This window comes from Micromonospora sp. CNZ280 (genome assembly GCF_011759515.1).
This window is the reverse complement of sequence record NZ_JAAOYP010000005.1, coordinates 495085-515913: the sequence shown is the minus strand read 5'-3', so window position 1 is coordinate 515913 and position 20829 is coordinate 495085. Positions and strand designations below refer to the sequence as shown.

19 protein-coding genes and 1 pseudogene are annotated in these 20829 nt (G+C 74.4%); 4 read left to right on the top strand and 16 right to left on the bottom strand.

What is annotated here, in order from left to right:
- Window positions 1-68: 68 nt before the first annotated feature.
- The 6 genes and pseudogenes from FHX32_RS32955 to FHX32_RS32930 form a co-directional block, all read right to left on the bottom strand.
- A complete protein-coding gene (locus FHX32_RS32955; RefSeq protein ID WP_167191861.1) occupies window positions 69-3239 on the bottom strand; it encodes a thioesterase domain-containing protein in 3171 nt (1056 codons plus the stop codon).
- On the bottom strand, window positions 3236-6706 hold the full coding sequence (locus FHX32_RS32950) for an AMP-binding protein (RefSeq protein WP_167191859.1): 3471 nt from the start codon (window positions 6704-6706) through the stop codon (window positions 3236-3238). Before FHX32_RS32950 ends, FHX32_RS32955 begins: the two co-directional genes overlap by 4 nt.
- 330 nt (window positions 6707-7036) lie before the next feature.
- Window positions 7037-7438, bottom strand: coding sequence for a DUF2267 domain-containing protein (locus FHX32_RS32945; RefSeq protein ID WP_167191857.1), 402 nt, complete (start codon window positions 7436-7438; stop codon window positions 7037-7039).
- Between the two features lie 71 nt (window positions 7439-7509).
- Window positions 7510-7928: pseudogene (locus FHX32_RS35585) on the bottom strand (NUDIX hydrolase).
- A 72-nt stretch (window positions 7929-8000) separates the two neighbouring features.
- A complete protein-coding gene (locus FHX32_RS32935; protein ID WP_486481477.1) occupies window positions 8001-8486 on the bottom strand; it encodes an MFS transporter in 486 nt (161 codons plus the stop codon).
- A 20-nt stretch (window positions 8487-8506) separates the two neighbouring features.
- Complete coding sequence (locus FHX32_RS32930) at window positions 8507-9745, bottom strand: RNA-guided endonuclease InsQ/TnpB family protein (protein WP_167191855.1); 1239 nt, start codon at window positions 9743-9745, stop codon at window positions 8507-8509.
- A gap of 23 nt (window positions 9746-9768) precedes the next feature.
- Between FHX32_RS32930 and tnpA the strand changes: the two genes are divergently transcribed.
- On the top strand, window positions 9769-10185 hold the full coding sequence (tnpA, locus tag FHX32_RS32925) for an IS200/IS605 family transposase (protein WP_167191853.1): 417 nt from the start codon (window positions 9769-9771) through the stop codon (window positions 10183-10185).
- A 186-nt stretch (window positions 10186-10371) separates the two neighbouring features.
- On the opposite strand, the gene FHX32_RS32920 is transcribed toward tnpA, so the two are convergent.
- The 6 genes from FHX32_RS32920 to FHX32_RS32895 form a co-directional block, all read right to left on the bottom strand.
- On the bottom strand, window positions 10372-11781 hold the full coding sequence (locus FHX32_RS32920) for an FAD-dependent oxidoreductase (RefSeq protein WP_167191851.1): 1410 nt from the start codon (window positions 11779-11781) through the stop codon (window positions 10372-10374).
- A 77-nt stretch (window positions 11782-11858) separates the two neighbouring features.
- Window positions 11859-12356, bottom strand: coding sequence for a GNAT family N-acetyltransferase (locus FHX32_RS32915; protein ID WP_167191849.1), 498 nt, complete (start codon window positions 12354-12356; stop codon window positions 11859-11861).
- Window positions 12356-12682: a metalloregulator ArsR/SmtB family transcription factor gene (locus FHX32_RS32910; protein ID WP_167191847.1), complete on the bottom strand. Its 327-nt coding sequence runs from the start codon at window positions 12680-12682 to the stop codon at window positions 12356-12358. Before FHX32_RS32910 ends, FHX32_RS32915 begins: the two co-directional genes overlap by 1 nt.
- 17 nt (window positions 12683-12699) lie before the next feature.
- Complete coding sequence (locus FHX32_RS32905; RefSeq protein ID WP_167191845.1) at window positions 12700-13932, bottom strand: M28 family peptidase; 1233 nt, start codon at window positions 13930-13932, stop codon at window positions 12700-12702.
- Complete coding sequence (locus tag FHX32_RS32900; protein WP_486481454.1) at window positions 13929-14201, bottom strand: hypothetical protein; 273 nt, start codon at window positions 14199-14201, stop codon at window positions 13929-13931. The genes FHX32_RS32905 and FHX32_RS32900 overlap by 4 nt, the downstream gene beginning before the upstream one ends.
- On the bottom strand, window positions 14198-14347 hold the full coding sequence (locus tag FHX32_RS32895) for a hypothetical protein (RefSeq protein WP_167191843.1): 150 nt from the start codon (window positions 14345-14347) through the stop codon (window positions 14198-14200). The genes FHX32_RS32900 and FHX32_RS32895 overlap by 4 nt, the downstream gene beginning before the upstream one ends.
- 85 nt (window positions 14348-14432) lie before the next feature.
- Between FHX32_RS32895 and FHX32_RS32890 the strand changes: the two genes are divergently transcribed.
- Window positions 14433-14804: a metalloregulator ArsR/SmtB family transcription factor gene (locus tag FHX32_RS32890; protein WP_167191841.1), complete on the top strand. Its 372-nt coding sequence runs from the start codon at window positions 14433-14435 to the stop codon at window positions 14802-14804.
- Window positions 14805-14819: 15 nt separating this feature from the next.
- Here FHX32_RS32890 and FHX32_RS32885 read toward each other — a convergent pair whose 3' ends face one another.
- Entirely contained in the window at window positions 14820-15929 is a 1110-nt protein-coding gene (locus FHX32_RS32885) for a flavin-containing monooxygenase (protein WP_486481453.1), read from the bottom strand.
- A 64-nt stretch (window positions 15930-15993) separates the two neighbouring features.
- Between FHX32_RS32885 and FHX32_RS32880 the strand changes: the two genes are divergently transcribed.
- Window positions 15994-16338, top strand: a complete 345-nt coding sequence (locus FHX32_RS32880) for a metalloregulator ArsR/SmtB family transcription factor (RefSeq protein WP_167191837.1) — start codon at window positions 15994-15996, stop codon at window positions 16336-16338.
- A gap of 151 nt (window positions 16339-16489) precedes the next feature.
- Here FHX32_RS32880 and FHX32_RS32875 read toward each other — a convergent pair whose 3' ends face one another.
- Together FHX32_RS32875 and FHX32_RS32870 are read right to left on the bottom strand one after the other, a co-directional pair.
- A complete protein-coding gene (locus FHX32_RS32875; protein ID WP_167191835.1) occupies window positions 16490-17821 on the bottom strand; it encodes an MGH1-like glycoside hydrolase domain-containing protein in 1332 nt (443 codons plus the stop codon).
- 76 nt (window positions 17822-17897) lie between these two features.
- Window positions 17898-18716, bottom strand: coding sequence for a sugar phosphate isomerase/epimerase family protein (locus FHX32_RS32870; protein WP_167191833.1), 819 nt, complete (start codon window positions 18714-18716; stop codon window positions 17898-17900).
- 173 nt (window positions 18717-18889) lie between these two features.
- Here FHX32_RS32870 and FHX32_RS32865 point away from each other — a divergent pair, with 173 nt between their 5' ends.
- Window positions 18890-19555, top strand: coding sequence for an RNA-guided endonuclease TnpB family protein (locus FHX32_RS32865; protein WP_486481476.1), 666 nt, complete (start codon window positions 18890-18892; stop codon window positions 19553-19555).
- Between the two features lie 119 nt (window positions 19556-19674).
- On the opposite strand, the gene FHX32_RS32860 is transcribed toward FHX32_RS32865, so the two are convergent.
- On the bottom strand, window positions 19675-20715 hold the full coding sequence (locus FHX32_RS32860; protein WP_167191831.1) for a zinc-dependent alcohol dehydrogenase: 1041 nt from the start codon (window positions 20713-20715) through the stop codon (window positions 19675-19677).
- Between the last annotated feature and the right edge of the window lie 114 nt (window positions 20716-20829).

The following is a 20829-nucleotide window of genomic DNA, read 5'->3' as shown; positions in this document are numbered from 1 at the left end:
CCGCTTCGCTCCGTGCCGCCATGAGGCACCACCGCGCTGCACCGATGATTCACTCGCTGACGGCTCGCTCATCGAAGGGCCTCCCGCTCGTCGGCGTCCACGATGTGCAGGCGCAGCTCGCTGAAGTAGCGCCGGCCGGCCGCGTCGGGCACCCAGGCGTCCGCCACCGTGGGCAGCATCTCGCTGATCACCAGCGAGGTGTCGTCGCCGCCGTCGGCCCGGGCGGCCCGCACCATGGCGCAGAACATGTTGCCGAACGCCGGGCTGCTCAGGTCGACGAAGCAGGGCTTGGTCTCGGTGCCGAGCTTGACGTAGACCTGCTCGGGCAGACCGAGCCGGCGCCGCCAGTCCCGGACGGCGAGGAAGCGTTCCCGCTCACCGGTGACGGTGGCCAGACCGCTGCCGCCGACCGTGGTACGCCAGGTCTGCCGCGCCACCACCAGCTCGCCGAGGGTGATCCGGGGGGTGTACGGCGCGGCCGCGACCAGCTTGAACCCGTCCACAGCGTGCGCGCTGAGCAGTGGCGAGAAGACCTCGGTCAGCGTCCAGCGCTGCCCGTCCGGTGCGACGGCGAACAGCTCGCCGCCCTCGTCGACGACGGTCAGCTCCACGGTCGGCAGCACCCGGTCCGGGTCGGCGCCGGGCGCCGGCGCGAAGGCCAACTGCCGGTCGGTCGGCCCGGCCAGCGCCTCGGCGACCCGGCTGGTGCGCCGGGGCCAGTCGGTCGGGAAGAGCAGCCGGATCCGGCGCTCGCCGAGGTCCGCGGTGAGCGCGTCGCGCAGCCGGCCCACGTCCGGGTGCGCCGGAGTGAAGACCTGGCAGTCGAAGGACGCCCAGGCGGCGTGCAGCTCGCCGAGCACGACGGTGTAGTCGCCGCGGGCCAGCGCCTCCGCGTCGGCGGCGCAGATCTGCAGGTCGGGGCTGTGCAGCCGGGCGTTGGGCCAGGCCGGCCGGTCGGCCGGGAAGACCTCGGCGACCCGGGTGGCGAGGTCGGCCACCGGCAGCCGAACCTCGGTGGTCCCGGGTGACAGCGAATCCAGGCCGAACAGTCCGGCCCAGCGGCCGGCGAACTCGGCGGCGACCGCGTCGACCGGCCGGGTCCCGTCGCCCCAGAACAGGCCCTGAGCCAGGAACCACAGGTCGGACAGGGCGACCGGGCCGCCGCCGGACTCGGCGCGCAGCTCGTCGTGCAGTTCCCGGAACGCCGCGCCGTACGCCCGCTCCAACGCCGCGACCAGCCAGCGGGCGGCCTGGAGCAGCACCGCGAGCGGGGCGGCGATCCGGTCCAGCAGCGGCTGGCCGAAGACCACGTCGAGGTCCCGGCTGGTGTCCTCGTAGCAGAGGGTGCGACCGGCGTACATCTCGCCGGCCCGGCGGCGCGGCGGCTGCCCGGTCAGCTCGGTGAAGGTGGTGTCCAGGGTGTCCAGCGCCGCACGCAGCCGCGCCGGGTCGCCGGCCGCGGCGGCCACCGCGTCCCGGGCGGCGCGGAGCCGGTCGAAGCCGGCGCGGGCGTCCCGCCGCGCGGGCTCGTCACCGATCGCGTCGATCCGCCGGCCCAGCACGTCCTCGGCGTCCGGGCTGACCGGCAGCGCCGCGTCCCAGGTGACCAGTTCGCGCTCGACCAGCCGGTCCAGCAGCGCGTAGCCGTCCTCCGGGCGGCGCAGCCCGATCGCCGGGTCGGTTACCAGCTCACGGGCCGGGCGCCGGCCGTCGGCGGCGGCCAGCAGCGCCGCCTCCACGCCGGTGAGCGACACCGGCGGCCGGCCGGGCCGGCGGACGGTGCGGTCGGCGAGGCTCAACTGCGGGCAGAGCATCGGCGCCCACCAGCTGCGCACCGCGAGGTCCCGGCCGATCCGGTCGGCGTACGCGCTGAGCGCCCAGGACTCGAACCACACCCAGCGGCGCCGGGTCAGGCCGGGGCCGGGGCGCACCTCGGCGGTCTCCGTGCGGGCCGGGTCGAGGGTGACCCAGCAGCTCGGTCCGAAGAAGCCGACCGTCTCGTTCTTGCCGCAGTACCGCTGCCAGTACTTGAGCAGGGCGCGTTCCCGGTCGCGGCGCCGCACGTTGCGGGCCGGCTCGGGGCCGCCGCGGGCGAGGCCGTCCAGGGCGACCAGGGCGCCCCGGTTCTGCCAGGTGACCGCCTCCCGCAACAGCGGATCGCCGGCCAGCTCGGTGAGCCGGCGGCCGGTGGCCGCCACCGCCTCGGCGAACTCCTTGTCGAACTGCTCCACGCCGGCGCCGGTCGCCAGCAGCTCGTCGGCCGCCGCGGCGGCCTGCGGGGCGGTGAACAGGGCCAGCCCGTCGGCCGGGAACCCGGTGGTGCGCAGGATGGCGTCGCGCCACACCGACCAGCCGGTGTCGCCGAGCGGCACCCGGTGCCCGCCGGACACCGCCGTGGCGGCCGGGGCGCCGGACGGACCAGTCGCCGTGACCACGGTCGCGGGGGTCGTCGCCGCCGCGTCGGCGAGCGCCCCGTCGGCGAGCACGGTGTCGTCCAGCGCGGCGTCGGCGAGCGCCGGGTCGAGGTCGGCGCGGATCATGGCGAGCAGGTCGGGCAGCCGGTCGTGCAGGAAGAAGTGCCCGCCGTCGATGTCGCGCAGGGTGAAGCCGGCGGCGGTGTGCTCCCGCCACGCCGCGCTGTGCGCCCGGGTGACCGCCCGGTCCTGCCGGCCGCTGAACGCCACGATCGGCACCGGCAGCGGCTCCTCGGGGACGTAGCGGTAGCTGTCCACCCGGCCGAAGTCGGCACGCAGCAGCGGCAGCAGCAGCTCGACCAGCTCCGGGTGGTCGAGCAGCTCGGCCGGCAGCCCGCCACCGGCGCCCAGCCGGCGCAGCAGCTCGTCGTCGTCCACCCGGGACAGTCCGTCGAACAGGCTGGGCGCGGTGACGTGCGGGGCGCGGGCGCCGCCGACGTACAGCCGCAGTGGCAGCGGCAGCCCGGCCCGGCGCAGCTCGCGGACCACCTCGAAGCCGACCCGGCCGCCCATCGAGTGGCCGTAGATGGCGTACCGGGCGGCGGCACGCCCGGCGATGGCGTGCGCGACGTCGGCCACCCGGAACCGCGGGTCCTCGCTGATCCGGTTCTCCCGGCCGGGCAGCTGCACCGGCAGCACCTCGACATCCGGGCCGAGGCCGTCCTGCCAGCGGCGGAACGCGCTGGCGCCCGCACCGGCGTAGGGCAGGCAGAACAGCTGGACCGGTGCCGGTTCCCGGCGGCCGGCGGAGACGAACCAGTTCACCGCGCGCCTTTCTGAGGGGGGTCGATCCAGTACCGCTGGCGCTGGAACGGGTAGGTGGGCAGTCCGGTACGCCGGAGGGTGCCCTCGGGGTGCAGTGCCGCCCAGTCCACGTCCCGGCCGGCGACCCAGGCCGCGGCCAGCTCGCGCAGCTCACCCGCCGGCCCGGCCACCCGGGCGTCGGTGCCGAGCAGCTCGTCCAGCGCGGCGACCGCGCCGCCCGGGTCGGTCGCCACCACGGCCGCCCGGCAGCCGAAGGCCCGCCGGCCCACGGCCAGCGTGGCGGCCACCTCGGCCAGCACCGGTCGGGTGCCGGCGAGGTGCTGGCGCAGCCGGGTCAGCGCCGACCGCAGCGCGACCGGGTCCCGCGCGGACACCGGCAGCAGGTACGCCGCGGCGTCCGGGACGTCGACCGGCTCGACCGGCGGGGGTTGCTCCACCACGACGTGCGCGTTGGTGCCGCCGACGCCGAACGAGCTGACCCCGGCGACCCGGCGCGCCGCGTCGGGCCAGTCCCGCGCCTTGGTCGGCACGTAGAACGGACCGGCGGCCAGGTCGACCTCGGGGTGCGGGCGGGTGAAGTGCAGGTTGGGCGGGATCACCCCGTGCCGCACGGCGAGCACCGCCTTGATCAGCCCGGCGATGCCGGCGGCGGCGTCCAGGTGACCGATGTTGGTCTTCACCGAACCGAGCGCGCAGGTCTCGGCGGGACCGGCGCCGGCGTACACCTCGTGCAGCGCGGCGACCTCGATGGCGTCGCCGAGCGGCGTACCACTGCCGTGCGCCTCGATGAAGCGGACCTCGCCCGGCGCGACCTCGGCGGCGGCGAGCGCGTTGGCCACCGCGGCGGCCTGCCCGGCCGGCCCGGGCACGGCGAAGCCGGCCCGGTCGGCGCCGTCGTTGGTGACTCCCCAACCGGGCAGCACCGCGTAGATCCGGTCGCCGTCGGCCTGCGCGTCGGCGAGCCGGCGCAGCGCCACCACGCCGACGCCGGAGCCGAAGCCGGCGCCGTTGGCCGCCTGGTCGAACGCGCGGCACCGGCCGTCCGGCGAGGCCAACCCGCCGGGGGTGTGCCGGTAGCGGGGCCAGGTCACATTCACCCCGCCGGCCAGCGCGATGTCGCACTGGTAGTCGGCCAGGCTCTGAGCGGCGAGGCAGACCGCGACCAGCGAGCTGGAGCAGGCGCTCTGCACGGCGACCGCCGGCCCGGTCAGCCCCAGCCGGTACGCCACCTGCCCGGGCAGGTGGTCGGTGAACTGCCGACCGACCAGCCGGGCCTCCCAGTCGTCCGGGTCGACGTCGCCGACGACGGCCGGGTTGTCCATCAGGTGGAACAGGAAGTAGCGGTTGGCCGAGGTGGCCGCGTAGACCCCGACCAGCCCGGGGAAGCGGGCCGGGTCGTGACCGGCGTCCTCCAGCGCCTCCCAGGCGGTCTCCAGGAAGAGCCGGTGCTGCGGGTCGGTGCGCGCCGCCTCCTGCTCGCCGAAGGAGAAGAAGCCGGCGTCGAAGTCGGCCACCCCGTCCAGCCGGCCCGCCGCCTTGACGTGCCGGGGGTCCTCGCGCAGCCGGGAGCCGATGCCCAGGGCGGCCAGCTCCTCGTCGGTGTGGTCGTGGATCGAGTCGACACCGGCGCACAGGTTCCACCAGAAGGTGGCCACGTCGGGGGCGCCCGGGAAGCGACCGGCCAGGCCGACCACCGCGATCTCGTCGCCGGTGTAGTCGCGGGCGGCGGTGGTGGGCGCGGCCGGCGGCGGCATCGGCACGCGCACCGGTTCCGGCGGCGCGTCGAGCAGCCGGGCCTGGTCGGCCACCGTGGGGTGGTCGAAGAGGCGCAGCAGCGGCAGCCGCACCCCGAACCGCTCGGCCAGCCGCTGCTGCACCTGGCCGAGCAGCAGGGACTGCCCGCCGACGTCGAAGAAACTGGCGGTGCGGCCGACCGCGGCGCGGCCGAGCACCGCGCACCAGATGTCGTGCACGATCCGCTCGGTGGGCGTGGTGGGCGCCTCGTCGGGCGGCACGTCGGCGGCCGGGTCGGGCAGTGCCCGCTCGTCGACCTTGCCGGTGACGGTGAGTGGGAACTCCTCGACCACCACCACCGCGCGCGGCAGCGCGTAGTCCGGCAGCCGCCGGGCGAGGGCCGCGCGCAGGGCCGCCACGTCGAGCGGCCCACCGGCCGGCCGGGCGTACGCGAGCAGGTCGCCGTCGCGGGCGATGGCGCGCACCGCGGCGACACCCGGCTGTTCGGCGAGCACCGCCTCGATCTCGGTCAGCTCGACCCGGAACCCGCGTACCTTGACCTGCCGGTCGAGCCGGCCGAGGCAGACCAGCTCGCCGCCGGGCAGCCGCTCGGCCAGGTCGCCGGTGCGGTACGTCGGCACCCCGTCCGGGTCCACGCCGAACCGGTCGCTGTGCTGGTCGAGGTAGCCGGGGGCGAGGTGCCGGCTGCGCACCACGAGTTCGCCGTCCGGGGCCAGCCGCAGCTGGTAGCCGGGCAGCGCGGTGCCGATCGGCAGCGGCCCGGTGGCGGCCGGGTCGGCCGCGGCCAGCGGCAGCGCGTACCGGGCCGCGAAGGTCAGCTCGGTCGCGCCGTATCCGTTGACCAGCAGGCAGTCCGGGGCGAACCGGTCGCGGCCGCGCGCGGCGTCGGCGTGGGTGGCCTGCTCGCCGCCGAGCAGCACCACCCGGACGTGGTCGAGCCGGCGCTCGCCGAGGGTGTCGAGCAGGAACCGGTAGACGGTGGGGGTGGAGTGGTAGACGGTGACCCGGTGCCGGGCGAGCTGCTCGACGGCGTGCGCCAGGCCGTGCCGGCGCAGCTCCACCGGCACGACCGCGGCGCCGGCCAGCAGGGCCGGGTAGAGGTCGGGGATGGCCGCATCGAAGCTGAACGAGGCGAGCAGGCTGAGCCGGTCGGCCGGGCCGAGGTCGAGAGTGGCGATCTGGTTGTCGACGACGTGCAACAGGTTGTGGTGGGTCTGCCCGACCGCCTTGGGCACGCCGGTGGAGCCCGAGGTGAACAGCACGTACGCCAGGGCGTCCGGCTCGACCGGCACCGGGCGCAGCGGGGCGGGTGGTGGTGCGTCCACGGTGAGCACCCGGGCGTCGGCCCGGTCGGCGGTGAGCCGACGCGCGAGTTCCCCGTGCTCCGCTCCAGTCAGGACGGTGCCGACCGCGGCGGCGGCGAGCATGTGCCGCAGCCGCTGCTCGGGGAACCCCGGGTCCAGCGGCACGTACGCGCAGCCGACCGCGAGGGTGCCGAGGATCGCCGCGATGGTGGGCGTGCCGTGCGCGGTGAGCAGGGCGACCCGGTCGCCCGGCCGGACGCCGGCAGCGGTGAGCGCCGCGGCGTACCCGCCGGCCGCACCGGCCAGGTCGGCGTAGCTGAGCTGTTCGGACTCGCCGAGCACGGCCGGCAGTTCGGGACGACGTGCGGCGACGCCGCCGAACCGATGGATGACCGTCGATTGTTCCATTTCAGACTACGGACGTCGCCCCGCAACAGGACAGCAGACAGCGTTCGACAAGGCCGACCATGATCCCCCCAGGACTCAACAGTGGGTTGAGCATATGGCTCAATACCTGGGAAGAAAGATCATCGATTAGAGTCGGGCCGAAGAGCCGAACGGGCCCTCGGACGAGGGACGAAGAATATCGTCCGATCATCCCCCTAGCGCGTAGAGGACCTACCGCCTAAGGGTCTACCGTCAAGTAATCTTACGGTAAAACGGGGCTCCGGCCGCGAAAGTTCCCGAAATGTAGGCCATGTCCACACTCCGACACGGCCACTGCCGATGCCCGACTGCTCATCCGTCGTACGGCGGAACCGGCAGGATCGTGCCGTCGGAACCGCGCGGAAGCCGCCCCACCATTTCCCGGAACTCGCCGACCGTCACCGCCTGCCGCAGCGTCGCGAAGACCGCGCCGGCACCGGCCCGGGCGGCCGCCTCGTCGACCCCGGCCCGCTCGCCCACCCGGCGCAGGAACTCCGCCGGCCCGAACGCGGCCGACCGGCCCTCGATTGCCCCGGTGCCCGGCGCCAGGTAGTCGCCCAGCTCGTCCGGGAGCTGCCCGGCCAGATCGTCAGCCTCGCCGCCGGTCACCCGCTCGGCCATCGTCTGCAGCACGGCCCGGGCGATCGCGGCGGCCTGCTCGGGCGGCAGCCCGGAGCGGCGGGACACCGCATCCACGAAGCGGGGAAAGCGCACGGCGCCTCCTGTCGTCACCGGCCCCGCGCATACCCCCGCCCCACCCCGACAAACGCCGGGCGCGCGCGACCTCAGCGCAGCCCGGCGGACGCCCGCAGGTGGTCGAAGATGAGCTGGTCCACCGGCGAGACGCGGTCCCGGTCGGCGTAACCGAGCCAGCCGACCTCGGCGATCTCGCTGGCCGCCCGCAAAGTGCCCCGGTACTCCGCCGCGTAGCAGGTCATCCGGCCAGCGTGCCCGCCGGGTGGCCGTGCGCCTGCGCGGTGAAGGTGCCGACGTGCACGGCGCTCTCCGGCAGCACGACGACGCTCAACTCCTCGGCGATCTCCCGACAGAGCGTCGCCAGGTCGGTCTCGCCCGGCTCCCGCTTGCCGCCCGGCAGGTACCAGACCTCCCGGCCGTGCGAGCGGGTGCTGAGCACCCGGCCACCCTCCAGGCGGATCCAGGCGATCTTGTCGACGTACCCGACAGCTCTCCCCCTCCGTCTCAACCCACCGACTCATGATCGGCTGATGCGGAGCAGGGCGACACGCCGGGTCAGCCCCTGCGGACCGTCACCCGATCATGAGGTGTGCCCGCCCGCGCGGGTGAGCAGCGCGCCGCGCCAGTCCAGCCGCGCGACGAACTGCCCGGTGAGCGGGACGAACTGCCCGGTGAGCGGCAGGAAGATCGTGCTGGCGAAGCCCGCGACGATGGTGACGGCGAGCAGGGCCCGGTCACGGCGGGGCGGCGCGTACCAGGAGACGATGACCGCGAACGCCGGTTCGTAGAGGACCATCGCACCGGTGACGCCGTTGCCGATCATCACCGCGTAGAGCTGTCCGACGGTGTCCACCTGGGACCAGGCGATCAGCAGTGCCGCGGCGGCCAGCGACCCGCCGGTCATCAGGCCGCGCCCGCCGTGGCGGTCGAGCCACCGTCCGACCGGAACGGCGGCGAGCGCCCCGGCGATCACGGACGCGGTCAGCGCGCCGGTGACGGCGACGGTGGACGCGCCGAGGGTCGCCGCCATCGGCGCCAGCAGCACCGCGTACGCGTAGTAGAGGATGCCTTGACGTTCTCCCCGCCCTAAAGGGCGGGGATTCCCTCCGCGCTGCGCGCGGAACAGCGCGCGGCGCCCGAGCGGATTCCTGCTTCACGGCGCGGCGCCGGCACGGATGCCGGTCTTACCTGCGCTCCACAGGCGTTTGAGTTGTCCCAGCGTCCCTGGGCCAACACATTGATCGCCGCGTTCACGTCCCGGTCATGGGTCGCCCCGCATGGGCAGGTCCATGACCGGACGTTGAGCGGCTTGGGTCCGTCGATCCGGCCGCACGCCGAGCAGGTCTGCGACGTGGGTGCGAAACGGTTAACCTTTGCGAACCTCCGCCCGGCGCGGGCGGCCTTGTACTCCAGCATTGCGGTGAAGCTGGCCCACCCGGCGTCGTACACGGACTTCGCCAGCCGGGTACGGCCGAGACCAGCCACGCACAGGTCCTCGACGTACACCGCTTGGTTGTCGCGGATGATCGCCGTGGACAGCTTGTGCTGCCAGTCCCGCCGGGTGTCGGCCACCCGGGCGTGCGCCCGAGCCACCTTCTTGACGGCCTTCTTGCGGTTGCTGCTGCCCCGCTGCTTGCGGGACAGATCCTGCTGCAACCGCTTGAGCTTGCGGGCCGCGCGGCGCAGAAACTTCGGTGCCGTGACCTTCGTGCCGTCCGAGAGGACCGCGAAGTGCGTCAGCCCCAGGTCGATACCCACCTCGGAGTCGACCGGCGGCAGCGCTTCGTCTTGCTGCGTCGTGACGACAAACGACGCGAAGTACCGCCCAGATGCGTCCCGGATAATCGCCACGGAGGACGGCTCGGACGGCAGGGACCGAGACCAGCGCACCGCGAGGTCGCCGATTTTCGGTAGGCGCAGGCGGCCATTGTCGAGGACCGTGAACCGGGAGTTCTTGGTGAACCGGATGGCCTGCCGGTTGTCCTTGCGCGACCGGAACCGCGGCGGCGCGACCGTGCGGCCCCTGCGTTTGCCAGACAGGGAGTTGAAGAAGTTCCGGTACGCGGTGTTCAAGTCCGCGAGTGCCTGCTGCAACACCACGGCCGAGACCTCGCCCAGCCATGCCCGCTGCGGGGTCAGCTTGGCCTCGGTGATCAGCCGTCGGGACAGCTCGGCGTCGCAGATGTACCTCTCGCCCTGCTCGCGTGCCTGCTGGCGCAGGCGCAGCCCGTCGTTGAACACCACCCGCGCGCACCCGAACGCCCGAGCCAGCTCGATCTGCTGGCCGGGCGTCGGGTAGACGCGGAAGTTGTAACGAAGCTGCACATCGGACAATCTACCATTGGTCTATGGCTGGCTCCCTGGATGTTCGCACCGGTAGGCACTGTGTCTTCGTCCTGCACGCCCACTTGGTCTTCGTGACGAAGTTCCGGCACAGGGTGTTCACCGACCAGCACCTGACCCGCCTAGAAGAGATCATGCGGGCGGTGTGCGCCGACTTCGAGTGCGACCTGGTCGAGTTCAACGGCGAGGGCGAGCATGTGCACCTGCTGGTCAACTTCCCGCCGAAGGTCGCCTTGTCGAAGCTGGTCAACAGTCTCAAGGGTGTGTCCTCGCGACGGATGCGGCAGGAGTTCCCCGACCTGGTACGCCACTACCACCAGGCCAACAGGCTGTGGTCCGCCTCGTACTTCGCCGGGTCCGTCGGCGGTGCCCCCATGACCGTTCTGCGCCAGTACATCAAGCAGCAGAACAGGCCAACTTAGAGCACGCTCGGGCCTAGGCGGCCCTCCCGCGCGGGCCTTCACCCCCGCCCTAAAGGGCGGAGCACTGGCCCGCATCTCGGTAGCCGATGGTCTGGGTGACGGCCAGCGCGGCGACCATCCGGCCCGGGCGCCGCACGGGGCGCCCGCCGATCCCGGCGTCGGTGGGCGCCCCGGTGGCCGTGGCCATCAGCCGCCGCAGCAGCCGGCGTCGCCACCGACGGTGGTCAGTGGGATCAGGTTGACCGGCGCGGCGAGCAGGCCACCGCTGACGCCGGTGGCCAGCCCGCGGCCCGCTGGCCGGGCAGCCGGTGCGGTGCCGCAGCAGCTGTCGCCGCTCACCGCTTCCGCCGGGTCGCTGTTGCACACGCCGGTCTCCGGCAGTTCCAGCCGCACGTCGCGGGCGGCCGCCCAGTCGCCGGCCAGCGCGGCGACCACCGAGCGGGCCTGCTCGTAGCCGGTGGCCATGAGGAAGGTCGGCGCCCGCCCGTAGCTCTTCATACCCACCGCGTAGTAGCCGGGCTCCGGGTGGGCGAGTTCGTCGGCGCCGTGGGGCGGGACGGTGCCGCAGGAGTGCTCGTTGGGGTCGATCAGCGGGGCGAGCGCCCGGGTGGCGCCGAGCACGGGGTCGAGGTCCAGCCGCAGCTCGGCGGCGATGGAGTGGTCGGGGCGGAAGCCGGTGGCGGCGACGATCCGGTCCACCACGACGGACTCCTCGCCACCGTCGCCGGCCCGCACCACCACGGCGACCCGCCCGCCGGCCGGGTTGAGCGTGTGCACGGAGAAGCCGGTGAGCAGCCGGATCCGGCCGGCCTCGACGTGCTCGCGCAGCCGGGAGCCGAGGGCGCCCCGGGCCGGCAGCGCGTCCGCGTCGCCGCCGCCGTAGGTGCGGGCCGGGCTCGCGCTCCGGATCGCCCAGGTCACCTCGGTGCCGGGCGCGCCGGTCGCCAGCTCGGCCAGGGACAGCAGGGTGTTCGCCGCCGAGTGGCCCGCCCCGACCACCAGGGTGTGCCGGCCGGCGAACCGGTCCCGGTCGGCGCCGAGCACGTCCGGCAGGGCGTGCTCCAGGTACGCCTCGGCCTCGACCTCGCCGCGGGCGGGCAGGCCGGAGGCGCCGAGCACGTTCGGCGTACCCCAGGTGCCGGAGGCGTCGACCACCGCGCGGGCGGTCAGTTCCTCGCCGTCGGCGAGCCGGACCAGGAAGGGGGTCTGCTCGCGGCCGGCGGTGCGCAGCCGGTCCAGGCCGAGCCGGCTGATCGCCACCACCCGGGCCCGGTACCGCAGGTGCGGCTTGAGCTGCGGCAGTTCGGCCAGCGGCTGGAGGTAGTCGGCGGCGAGCTCGGCGCCGGTCGGCAGGGCGTCGGGGTCGGGGGCGACCCAGCCGGCCTCGTCAAGCAGCCGCCGGGCGGCCCGGTCGATGTTGTACCGCCACGGGGAGAACACCCGCACGTGCCCCCACTGCCGCACCGCCGCGGCGGCGGAGTCACCGGCCTCCAGCACGGTGAAGGGCAGGCCGCGCTCGTGCAGGTGTGCAGCCGCGGCGAGCCCGACCGGCCCGGCGCCGACGACCACGACGGGCAGTTCGTCCAGGACGTTCATCAGGAAACTCCTCTGTCTTGAAGATGATCGAAACAAAAGGGCGGACGGCGGCCCGGGGCGGGCCGGTCACGCGGTGGTCAGGTGATGACGGGGCTGCGTCGTTCCAGCAGCACGACGTCGCGCCACCGGCCGTGGTGCCGACCGACCCGCTCGCGGACGCCGATCACCCGGAAGCCCGCCCGCTCGTGCAGCGCCAGGCTGGCGACGTTCTCCGGGAAGATGCCGGACTGGATGGTCCAGATGCCGGCCGCCTCGGTCGAGGCGACGAGCGTGTCGAGCAGCAGCCGGGCCACCCCGCGCCCCTGCGCGGCGGGGTCGACGTAGATCGAGTGCTCGACCACCCCGGCGTAGACCGCGCGGGTGGAGGTCGGGGTGACCGCTACCCAGCCGAGCACGGCGTCGGCACCGTCCGCCGCCACGAAGCGGTGCGCGGGCAGCCGGCCCGCGTCGAACGCGGCCCAGGTCGGCGCCACGGTCTCGAAGCTGGCGTTGCCGCCGTCGAGGCCCGCCTGGTAGATCGCCAGGACCCGGTCGGCGTCCTCGGGTCGCATGGGTCGGACGGCGAGGTCGGCCATCAGCAGGCTCCGTTCGGGCTGGGGGCCGGTCGGCCCATGACCACGTCGGCGGCGGACGGGAAGCAGTCGACACAGGCGTCGTTGACGCGGTAGAGGCGGGCGGTGCCGACCGGCTCGGCGAGCACGAACCGGACCTCGGTGAGGATCTTCAGGTGCTGGGAGACGGTGGACTGGGCCAGCCCGATCGCCGCGACGATCTCCCCGACGCTCATCGGCCGGGCCTGGCGGGCCAGGTACTCCACGATCTGCACCCGGGTCGGGTCCGCCAGCGCCCGGAACCACGACGCGTACGTCCGCGCCGTCGCCCGGTCCAGCAGGTCAGCCATTCCCACCCTCTCTATCGTTAATCGCCGATCGACGATGAAAGTGTAGCGGGTGACGACGCGGCCAGCCGCACCGTGGCCACCACCAGCCGCGCCAGGGCGGTCATGGTGCCCGGATCGACCCGGTCGGCGGTGTCCGCGGGGCTGTGGTAGCCGGCCATGCCGGCGCCGATGCCGACGGCGGCGAGCCCGGCGCCGCCGTAGCGCCGGTTGTCCGAGGCCACCGGCCCGGCCGCCAGCGGTACGCCGGCGTGCCGGCCGGCCTGGTCCAGCAGCGCGAGCAGCCGGTGGGCCGGCCCGCCCGCCTCGACGGCCGCCGCCCGGCCCAGCCGGCCGGCTCCGTCGACGTTGACGACGAGCGGGTCGGCACCGGCGGCCCGCAGTCGGCGGGCGTGGCGCGCGGAGCCGAGGGCGCCGATCTCCTCGGCGTCGAGCAGGGCGACGGAGAGCCCGACGCCGTCGCCGGGCTCGGCGGCCAGGATCCGGGCCGCCTCGAGCACCACCGCGACCCCGCTGGCGTTGTCCGACGCGCCCGGCTGCCGCAGGCCGGGGTGGTCGCCCACGCCGTCGTAGTGCGCGGTGAGCAGCACGTCGGCCCGGCCCGGCGCGGCCCGGCGGACGGTGGCGTGGATGTTGGCGCCGGTGACGTCGAGCCGGCGCAGCGGGGCGTCGGCTGCCAGCCAGCCCTGCTCGCCGGCCGCGGCGAGGAGCGCGCGGTGCGTGGCGGGGTCGAGGGTGAGGGCCGGCACCGGACCCGGGTCCGGGCCGGCGAGGGTGGTGTACTGCCAGCCGTCCGCGTCGACAGGGCGGCCGACCAGCAGTCCCGCGGCGCCGTGGGCGTATCCGTAGGCGTCGAAGAGGCGCATCCCCGCCGGCACCACCAGCCACCGGCCGGCCGGGTCGCCGGCGCCGGCCACGCCCAGCCCGCCCCGCCGGACCTCGGCGGCGTACGCGGACGCGAGGTGGACGGCGACCTGCCGGCCGGCGGTGAGGCGGTGCGCGCCGGCGCCGGCGCCCCAGGTCACCGTGGGCGCGGCGGACAGCTCGGGCACCGCCCGCACGGGAAACTCGTCGGTGTCCACCGTCGCGCCGAGCGCGGCGAGGTGATCGGCGAGCCAGGCCCGGGCGGCCGCCCCGCCGGCGGAGCCGACCCGCCGGCCGGCGAAGCGGTCCGCGGCGAGCGTGGCGACGGTGGCCGCCATCCGGTCACCGGAGATCTCCTCCGGCGGCGCGGTCGGGTCCGCGGGGATCATCCGCAGCACCCCTGTCCCGCGCCGACGGCAGCGGTCTTCGCCTCGGTGCCGCAGCAGGCGCCCGCGGTTTCGGCCTCCTGCCGGGTGCCGCAACACGGCCGCGACGTCGCGGGCAGGTTGGCGGGCGGCAGGATCGAGCCGACCGCCTGCGCGGGGCTGCCGCAGCAGTCGCCGGAACCGGTGACCGCCAGGGCGGCGGCCGGGTCGCCGGCGAACCCGCCGGTCGGCTGGATGTTCTCGTTCATCGTGGTCGCCGTCCCGTCGCTCATCGAGGGCTGATCAGGGTGTGGACGCTGGCGCGCACGCGGTCGTAGCGCCGCTCCGCACGCTCGGTGGCGGTGGACACCTGGGCGCAGGAGTCACAGAAGCGCACTTCCGCCCGAGCCGCCGCCGACCGCCGGACCTTGCCGAACATGACGATCCCCTTTCCATGGAGCCTGTCTTGACGTCCGTCTAAGCAGAGACTTGCACGCTGATTAGAGAGATGTCAACCTAGAGGCATGTCAAAGCAGCCGACACCGCTGACCGTGCTGGACACCGACACACCGTGCTGCCAGCCGCTGGCGCAGCACCGGGTGCCGGCGGAGACGGCCACCGTTCTCGCCCACGCCTTCAAGGCCCTCGGCGACCCGGTCCGGCTCCAGCTGATGTCCATGATCGCCTCCGCCGAGGGCGGCGAGGCCTGCGTCTGCGACCTCACCCCCGCCTTCGACCTCACCGGGCCGACCATCTCCCACCACCTGCGGACGCTGCGGGAAGCGGGCCTGGTGGACGCGGAGCGACGGGGCACCTGGGTCTACTACCGGGCCCGCCCGGGCGTGCTGCGCCAACTCGCGGCCCTGCTCACCGTCGAGACGACCCCCGCCAGGTAGCCGAATCCACCCGACTCACGGCCGGCCGCCGGCAGCCGCGCGCGGGGCCGCCGGCCGGCGTCGCGACCGGCCCGACACGTGTGCGGCGAGCGCGGCCATCACGTACGCCGCGTCGCGCCCCACCCCGCGCAGGGTGTTCGACGAGAACGACCGCTGGAACTCCAGACCGAGGTAGCCGAGCCCGGGATGGGTGGTGGAGATCCCACCGCGCTGTCGGGGCTGGCCGCCGTCGAGGGTGCCGAGCGGTGCCAGGTAGTCCAGGTGCGGGCGGTAGCCGGTGGCGAAGACGACGGCGTCGACCCGCTCGGCGCCGCCGTCACCCCAGAGCACCCCGTCGTCGGTGAACGCGGTGAACATCTCCCGCCGGGCCGGCGCGCCGGCGGCGATGGCGTCGCGGTAGATCCCGGTGTCGAGCACGGCGGCGTGCCGGACCAGTCGGGTGAGCACCGGGCGCGGCAGCAGGTCCGCGCCGGTGACGCGGAGCCAGTGGTGCAGGTCCCGGCCCCGGATGCGCTGCGGCAGGAACCGGACGGGTGCGCGGGCGGCCAGGGTGACGTCCGCGTACCCGGCGAGCTCGTGGGCGACCTGCACCGCCGAGTTGCCGGCCCCGACGACGACGACCCGCCGCCCCGCGTACGGTTCCGGCCGGCGGTAGTCGGCGACGTGGCACAGCTCGCCCGCGTACCGCTCCTGGCCGGGCAGGACCGGTAGGTAGGGGTTGCCGAACGAGCCGCTGGCGGCGACGACCCCGGCCGCCGCGAGTTCGTCACCGGCGTCGGTGTGCACCAGGTAGCCGCCGTCGGGCCGCGACCGTACGCCGGCGACCCGGACCCCGGTGCGAAGGTCGGCGTCGAGACGGGCGGCGTAGCGCCGCAGGTACGCCACCACCTCGCCGCGGCTCGGGTAGCGCTCCGGGTCGCCGCCGAAGTCGAGGCCGGGCAGGGCGCTGTAGCGCGCCGGCGAGAAGAGGGTGAGGCTGTCGTAGTAGTCGGGCCAGGATCCGACCGGCTCCGCGCCGGCGTGCAGGACGACGGGACGGAGGCCGGCGGTCAGCGCGGCCCGGGCGGCGGCGAGGCCGGACTGGCCACCGCCGACGATGACCACGGGTTCGGTTCGAGGAGTCACGCAACCGATCATATCGTCATTTTGTTGAATGACAATATGATGATGGTGAGGGAAGGTGGGAGGCATGCAGCAGGCGACGTCCGGACGCCCCACCCACTCGACCGCGGCCCAGGTCGACGCCCCGTCCGGGCTGGCGCCGGAGACCCAGGAGTTCCTCAGGGCGCTGGGCAGCCCGACCCGACAGCGGATCATGATGCTCTTCGCCCAGGGGGCCGAACTGTCGGTGGGCGAGGTGGCCGAACGCACGGGCATCAGCCAGGCCACGGCGTCCCAGCAGTTGACGCTGCTGCGCAGGGGCCGGGTGGTGACGTCGCGGCGGGACGGGAAGACCGTCTACTACCGGGCGGACCGCGACGGCGCCCTCGCCGCCCTGGCCGAGCTGCAGTCCTACCTGGCGACCTGCTGCTGAGCAACCAGTCACGCCACGTCGGCCAGCCGGCGAACCCGCCTGACACCAGGCGCCACCCCCGCTTGACGTGCTGTACCCCGACGCCGGCGCCGCCGCGGACCAGGTCGTCGTACCCGCCGGCGACCAGGCCGCCACCGACCGACCCCGTTGATCAGCAGTCGTCGGCGAGCACGTCGAGCAGTAGCGCCGCCGTCCAGCCGAACGCCGGCGAGCCCAGGCCGGCCCCGGTGTCCGGATGGAAGTACTCGTGGCAGCCGGCCCGGGCCACCAGGTCCAGCATCGACCCGCGCAGCCCGCCGGCCAGCTCGGGCCGGTCGTGGGTGAGCAGCCCGCGCCGGACCAGCCAGGTCATGTTCAGCCAGCTCGGCCCGCGCCAGTAACGCAGCGGCTCGAAGTCCGGGGCGGTCCGGTCGTAGCTGGGCAGCGGGCGGTCCATCCGGCCGGCCACCCCGAACCGCGCCGAGCACGCCTCCACCACCAGCGCGTCGACCTGCCGGGTGGGCAGGTCGGGCAGGGCCAGCGGGGCGAGGCCGAGCACCGTCCGGGCCGGGACGAGCCGGCCGGTACGCAGGTCGAGCGGCTGGAACGTGCCGGTCCCCGAGTCGTACAACCGCCACACCAGCGCCTCGGTGATCCGGGCCGCCCGCCGCCGGTGCGGGCCCGGATCGGCGCCGACCACCGCGGCGATCCGGGCGAGCGCGTGCTCGGCCAGGCCCAGCGCAGCGTTGAACAGCGGGCACTCCACCAGGAACGGGTGCCCGCCGGCCAGCCCGTCGTCGCGGTAGCCGTGGTCCCGGTAGGCGGCGACGATCGCCAGGTAACGCGCGTAGTCCAGGTCGGTGGGGCGGTGCGCGGCGTCGGCGTGCGCGGTGTCGTGCCGGCGGTACGCGCGCATCACCGCCGCGTCGGCGGGCACCGCCGCCATCGGGGCGTCCCAGGCGGGGCTGTTGTCCAGCCCCGACTCCCACGGGTGCACGATGGCGGCCAGCCCGCCCCGGCCCACGTCGCGCCGCTCGGTGAGGTAGCGCTGCTGGGCCACCAGCCGCGGGTAGAGCCGGCCCAGCGCCGCCCGGCTGGCCGCGCCGGGGTCGCGGCGGTGCACCAGCCAGGCGGCGAGCGCGTGCACCGGCGGCTGGACCAGCCCGGAGGTGGCCACGGCCGGCGCGGCGGCGGCCACCTCGGTACGCCAGAGGTCCGGCCCGGGAAAGTACGCGCCGACCCGCGTCGCCGGGTTGAACACGATGTGCGGCACCCGCCCGTCGGCCCACTGGGCCCGGAACAGGCTGTCCAGCTCCCGCCAGGCGTGCTCCGGACGTACGTGCGCCAGCCCGATCGCGATGAAGGCCGAGTCCCAGCTCCACTGGTGCGGGTACAGCGTGCGCGAAGGCACCGTGTGGTCGTGCTCCCAGTTGCCGTCCAGCGTGGCCAGCGCGAGGCGGCGCAGCCGGGTGCGGGTGCCCACGCCGGCCGCACCCGCGCTCACGCCGGCACTCCGCTTCGCTCCGCGCCGGCCGGAGGCACCACCGCGCCGCACCGGTGATCCGCTCGCTGCCGTTCCCTCATGCCGCCGCCTGCCGGGGCTCGGCGTGCCGCAGCACCGTGGCGGCCTGCTGGAGGGCGCGTACCGGGTCGCCGCGCAGCCGGCACTCCAGGGCCAGCCAGCCCCGGTAGTCGATCTCCAGCAGGGTACGCAGCAGCGCCGGCCAGTCGAGGTGCCCGGCGCCCGGCTGGTAGCGGTTGGAGTCGCTGACCTGCACGTGCCCCAGGTAGGGCGCGGCGGCGCGCAGCGCCCGGTGCACGTCGTCCTCCTCGATGTTCATGTGGAAGGTGTCGGCGACCACCCGTACCGACGGCAGCCCGACCGCGGCGCAGAGCCGGACCGCCTCGTCGAGCCGGTTGACCATGTGGTCCTCGTACCGGTTGAGCGGCTCCAGGAAGAGGCTCACCCCCTCGGCGCGGGCGTGCTCGCCCAACTCGCCGAGGGTGTCGACGAGCAGTTGCCGGTCGCCGGCGGGCGAGCGGGGCGGGTCGAACGGCGGCAGCCGCCGGGAGAACATCCCCCACGCCGCCGGGGTCATCGCGCCCATACCGCCGAGCTCGGCGATCACCGACAGTTGGGAGCGCAGGTTGCGCACGGCGTCGCGGGACCGCTCGGCGTCGAAGTCGCCGATGAAGTGGTCCATCTCGACGCAGACGGTGGGCATCACCACCCCGGCGGCGCGGGCCCGGCGCAGCTCGGGCAGCCGGCGGGCCAGGGCGAGATCACCCCGCCCCCGCAGCTCGATGGCGTCGTAGCCGAGTGCGGTGGCCAGGGCGTACTTCTGGATCAGGTCGGTGCCCGGCAGGAGCTGCTCCTGGCAGGCGATCGGGATGGTCATCTCATTCGCGGCGTGGATCCCAGCTCTTCAGTGCCGGGCGAACGCCGCTCCCTCCCCTCGGGCAACGTCTTATCTGGACTGCAGGCATGATCTGGGTGTGGGTGACGTGGTGCGACGGGCAGCTCACCCTCGCCAAGATGGACGCGCCCCTGGCCATCGCGTGGTAGCGGCCCCTGCCGGAGGGAGCCGAGCCGTCGACGGTCACCGTGTCCCGCGATGCGGCAGGCCGGCGGCACGTGGCGATCCTGGTCGAGGATCCCGGCGTGCAGCCCCTGCCCCCGCAGGCCACGGCGGTCGGCGTGGACGCGGGCATCACCAGCCTGCTCACCCTCTCCACCGGCGAGAAGATCACCAACCCGCGACATGAGCGCGTCGACCGGCGCAAGCTGGCCAGCGCGCAGCGCAACCTGTCTCGCAAGACCAAGGGCTCCGCCAACCGGGCCAAGGCCCGCCTGGCGGTGGCCCGTATCCACGCCCGCATCGCCGACCGGCGGCGCGATCACCTGCACAAGCTGTCGACTCGACTCGTCCGCGAGAACCAAACAGTCGTGATCGAGGACCTCAGCGTGCGCAACCACCGCCTGGCCCGCGCCATCTCCGACGCAGCCTGGTCGGAACTGCGCCACATGCTGGAATACAAAGCCGCCTGGTACGGGCGCACCGTGATCGCCATCGACCGCTGGCATCCGAGCACGAAGACCTGCTCGGCATGCGGACGGATCAACACCACGATGACCCTCGCCATGCGCGTCTGGACGTGCCCCGGCTGCGGCTCGGAACACGACCGGGACGTCAACGCCGCCAACAACATCCTCGCCGCCGGGCTGACGGAGAGGTAAAACGCCTGTGGAGGGCCGGTAAGACCCCACCCGCACAAGCGGCGAAGGCACGACCCAGCGAAGCAGGAACCCCCTCGGGCGACCGAGGGAATCCCCGCCCTTCAGGGCTGCGGAAGATGTCAACAGAACCTCAGCACGACTTGGACGGCATCAGCGTCACCGCGGTCGAGCAGCGCCAGCGCGTCGGCCACCGCGCCGGCGTCGACGACGTGGCTCACCAGCGGCAGCGGGTCGACGCTGCCCTCGGCCACCAGGTCCATGAAGGTGTGTGCGACGCGGGCACCGGTCCACCGGCCGGCCAGGCCGGGCGCCGGCGTCGGCCCGGACACCTGGGCCGCCACCAACTGGATCCGGTTGTGATGGAACTCCTCGCCCAGGCCGAGCCCGTCGGCCTGGCCCTGGTAGAAGCCGGCGGCCACGACGCGGCCGGCGTGGGTGGTGGCCCGGATCGCCTCGTGCAGCGCCGGGTACGCGCCGGACAGTTCCAGGCAGACGTCGGCGCCGCTGCCGCCGGTGGCCCGGCGCAGCACGTCGGCCGGGGACTCGGTGGTCGCGTCGACGACCAGCCGGGCGCCGAACCGCCGGGCGTGCGCCAGCCGGCCGGCCACCCGGTCGACGGCGACCACCCGGGCGCCGGAGAGGGTGGCGAGCCGGGTGGCGAGCAGCCCGATCACGCCCTGCCCGAAGACCCCCACCCAATCGCCGAGGTGCAGGTCGCCGGCGAGCACGGCGGTGAGCGCGATGGCGCCGGGCCGGGCGAAGACGGCGGCGAGGGGATCCAGGCCGGCCGGCAGCGGATGCGCCAGGTCGGCCGGCAGCACCGCCTCGGCGCGGTGTCCCCAGATGCCCCAGACGAGTTGCCCGGGTTGCCGGTCGGTGACCTCGGGCGCGACCTCGACGACCTCGCCGACCTCCTCGTAGCCGAAGCCGACCAGCGGGTAGGGCACGGTGGTCTGCCGGGGCACGAACATCCGGCTGACGTCGTCCCAGTCCTTGCTCAGTCGCGGGTTGCTGCCCCGGTAGAGGGTGAGTTCGGTGCCGGCCGAGATGCCGGAGTAGCAGGTGCGTACCCGGACCTGGCCCGGCCCGAGCGGATCCCGGGGGCAGGGCTCGAGGCTGATCCTGCGCGGCCCGGCCAAGGAGACAACCCAGTTGACCATGAGTCACATCCCGGTAGCACTGGGTTCCATCCTAGAACAAAAAATCGGCATATGTCTTGTAATTGATCAATCGACGGCGTTGAATCCCTCATGTACCCTTCGAGAGGAGTGCCA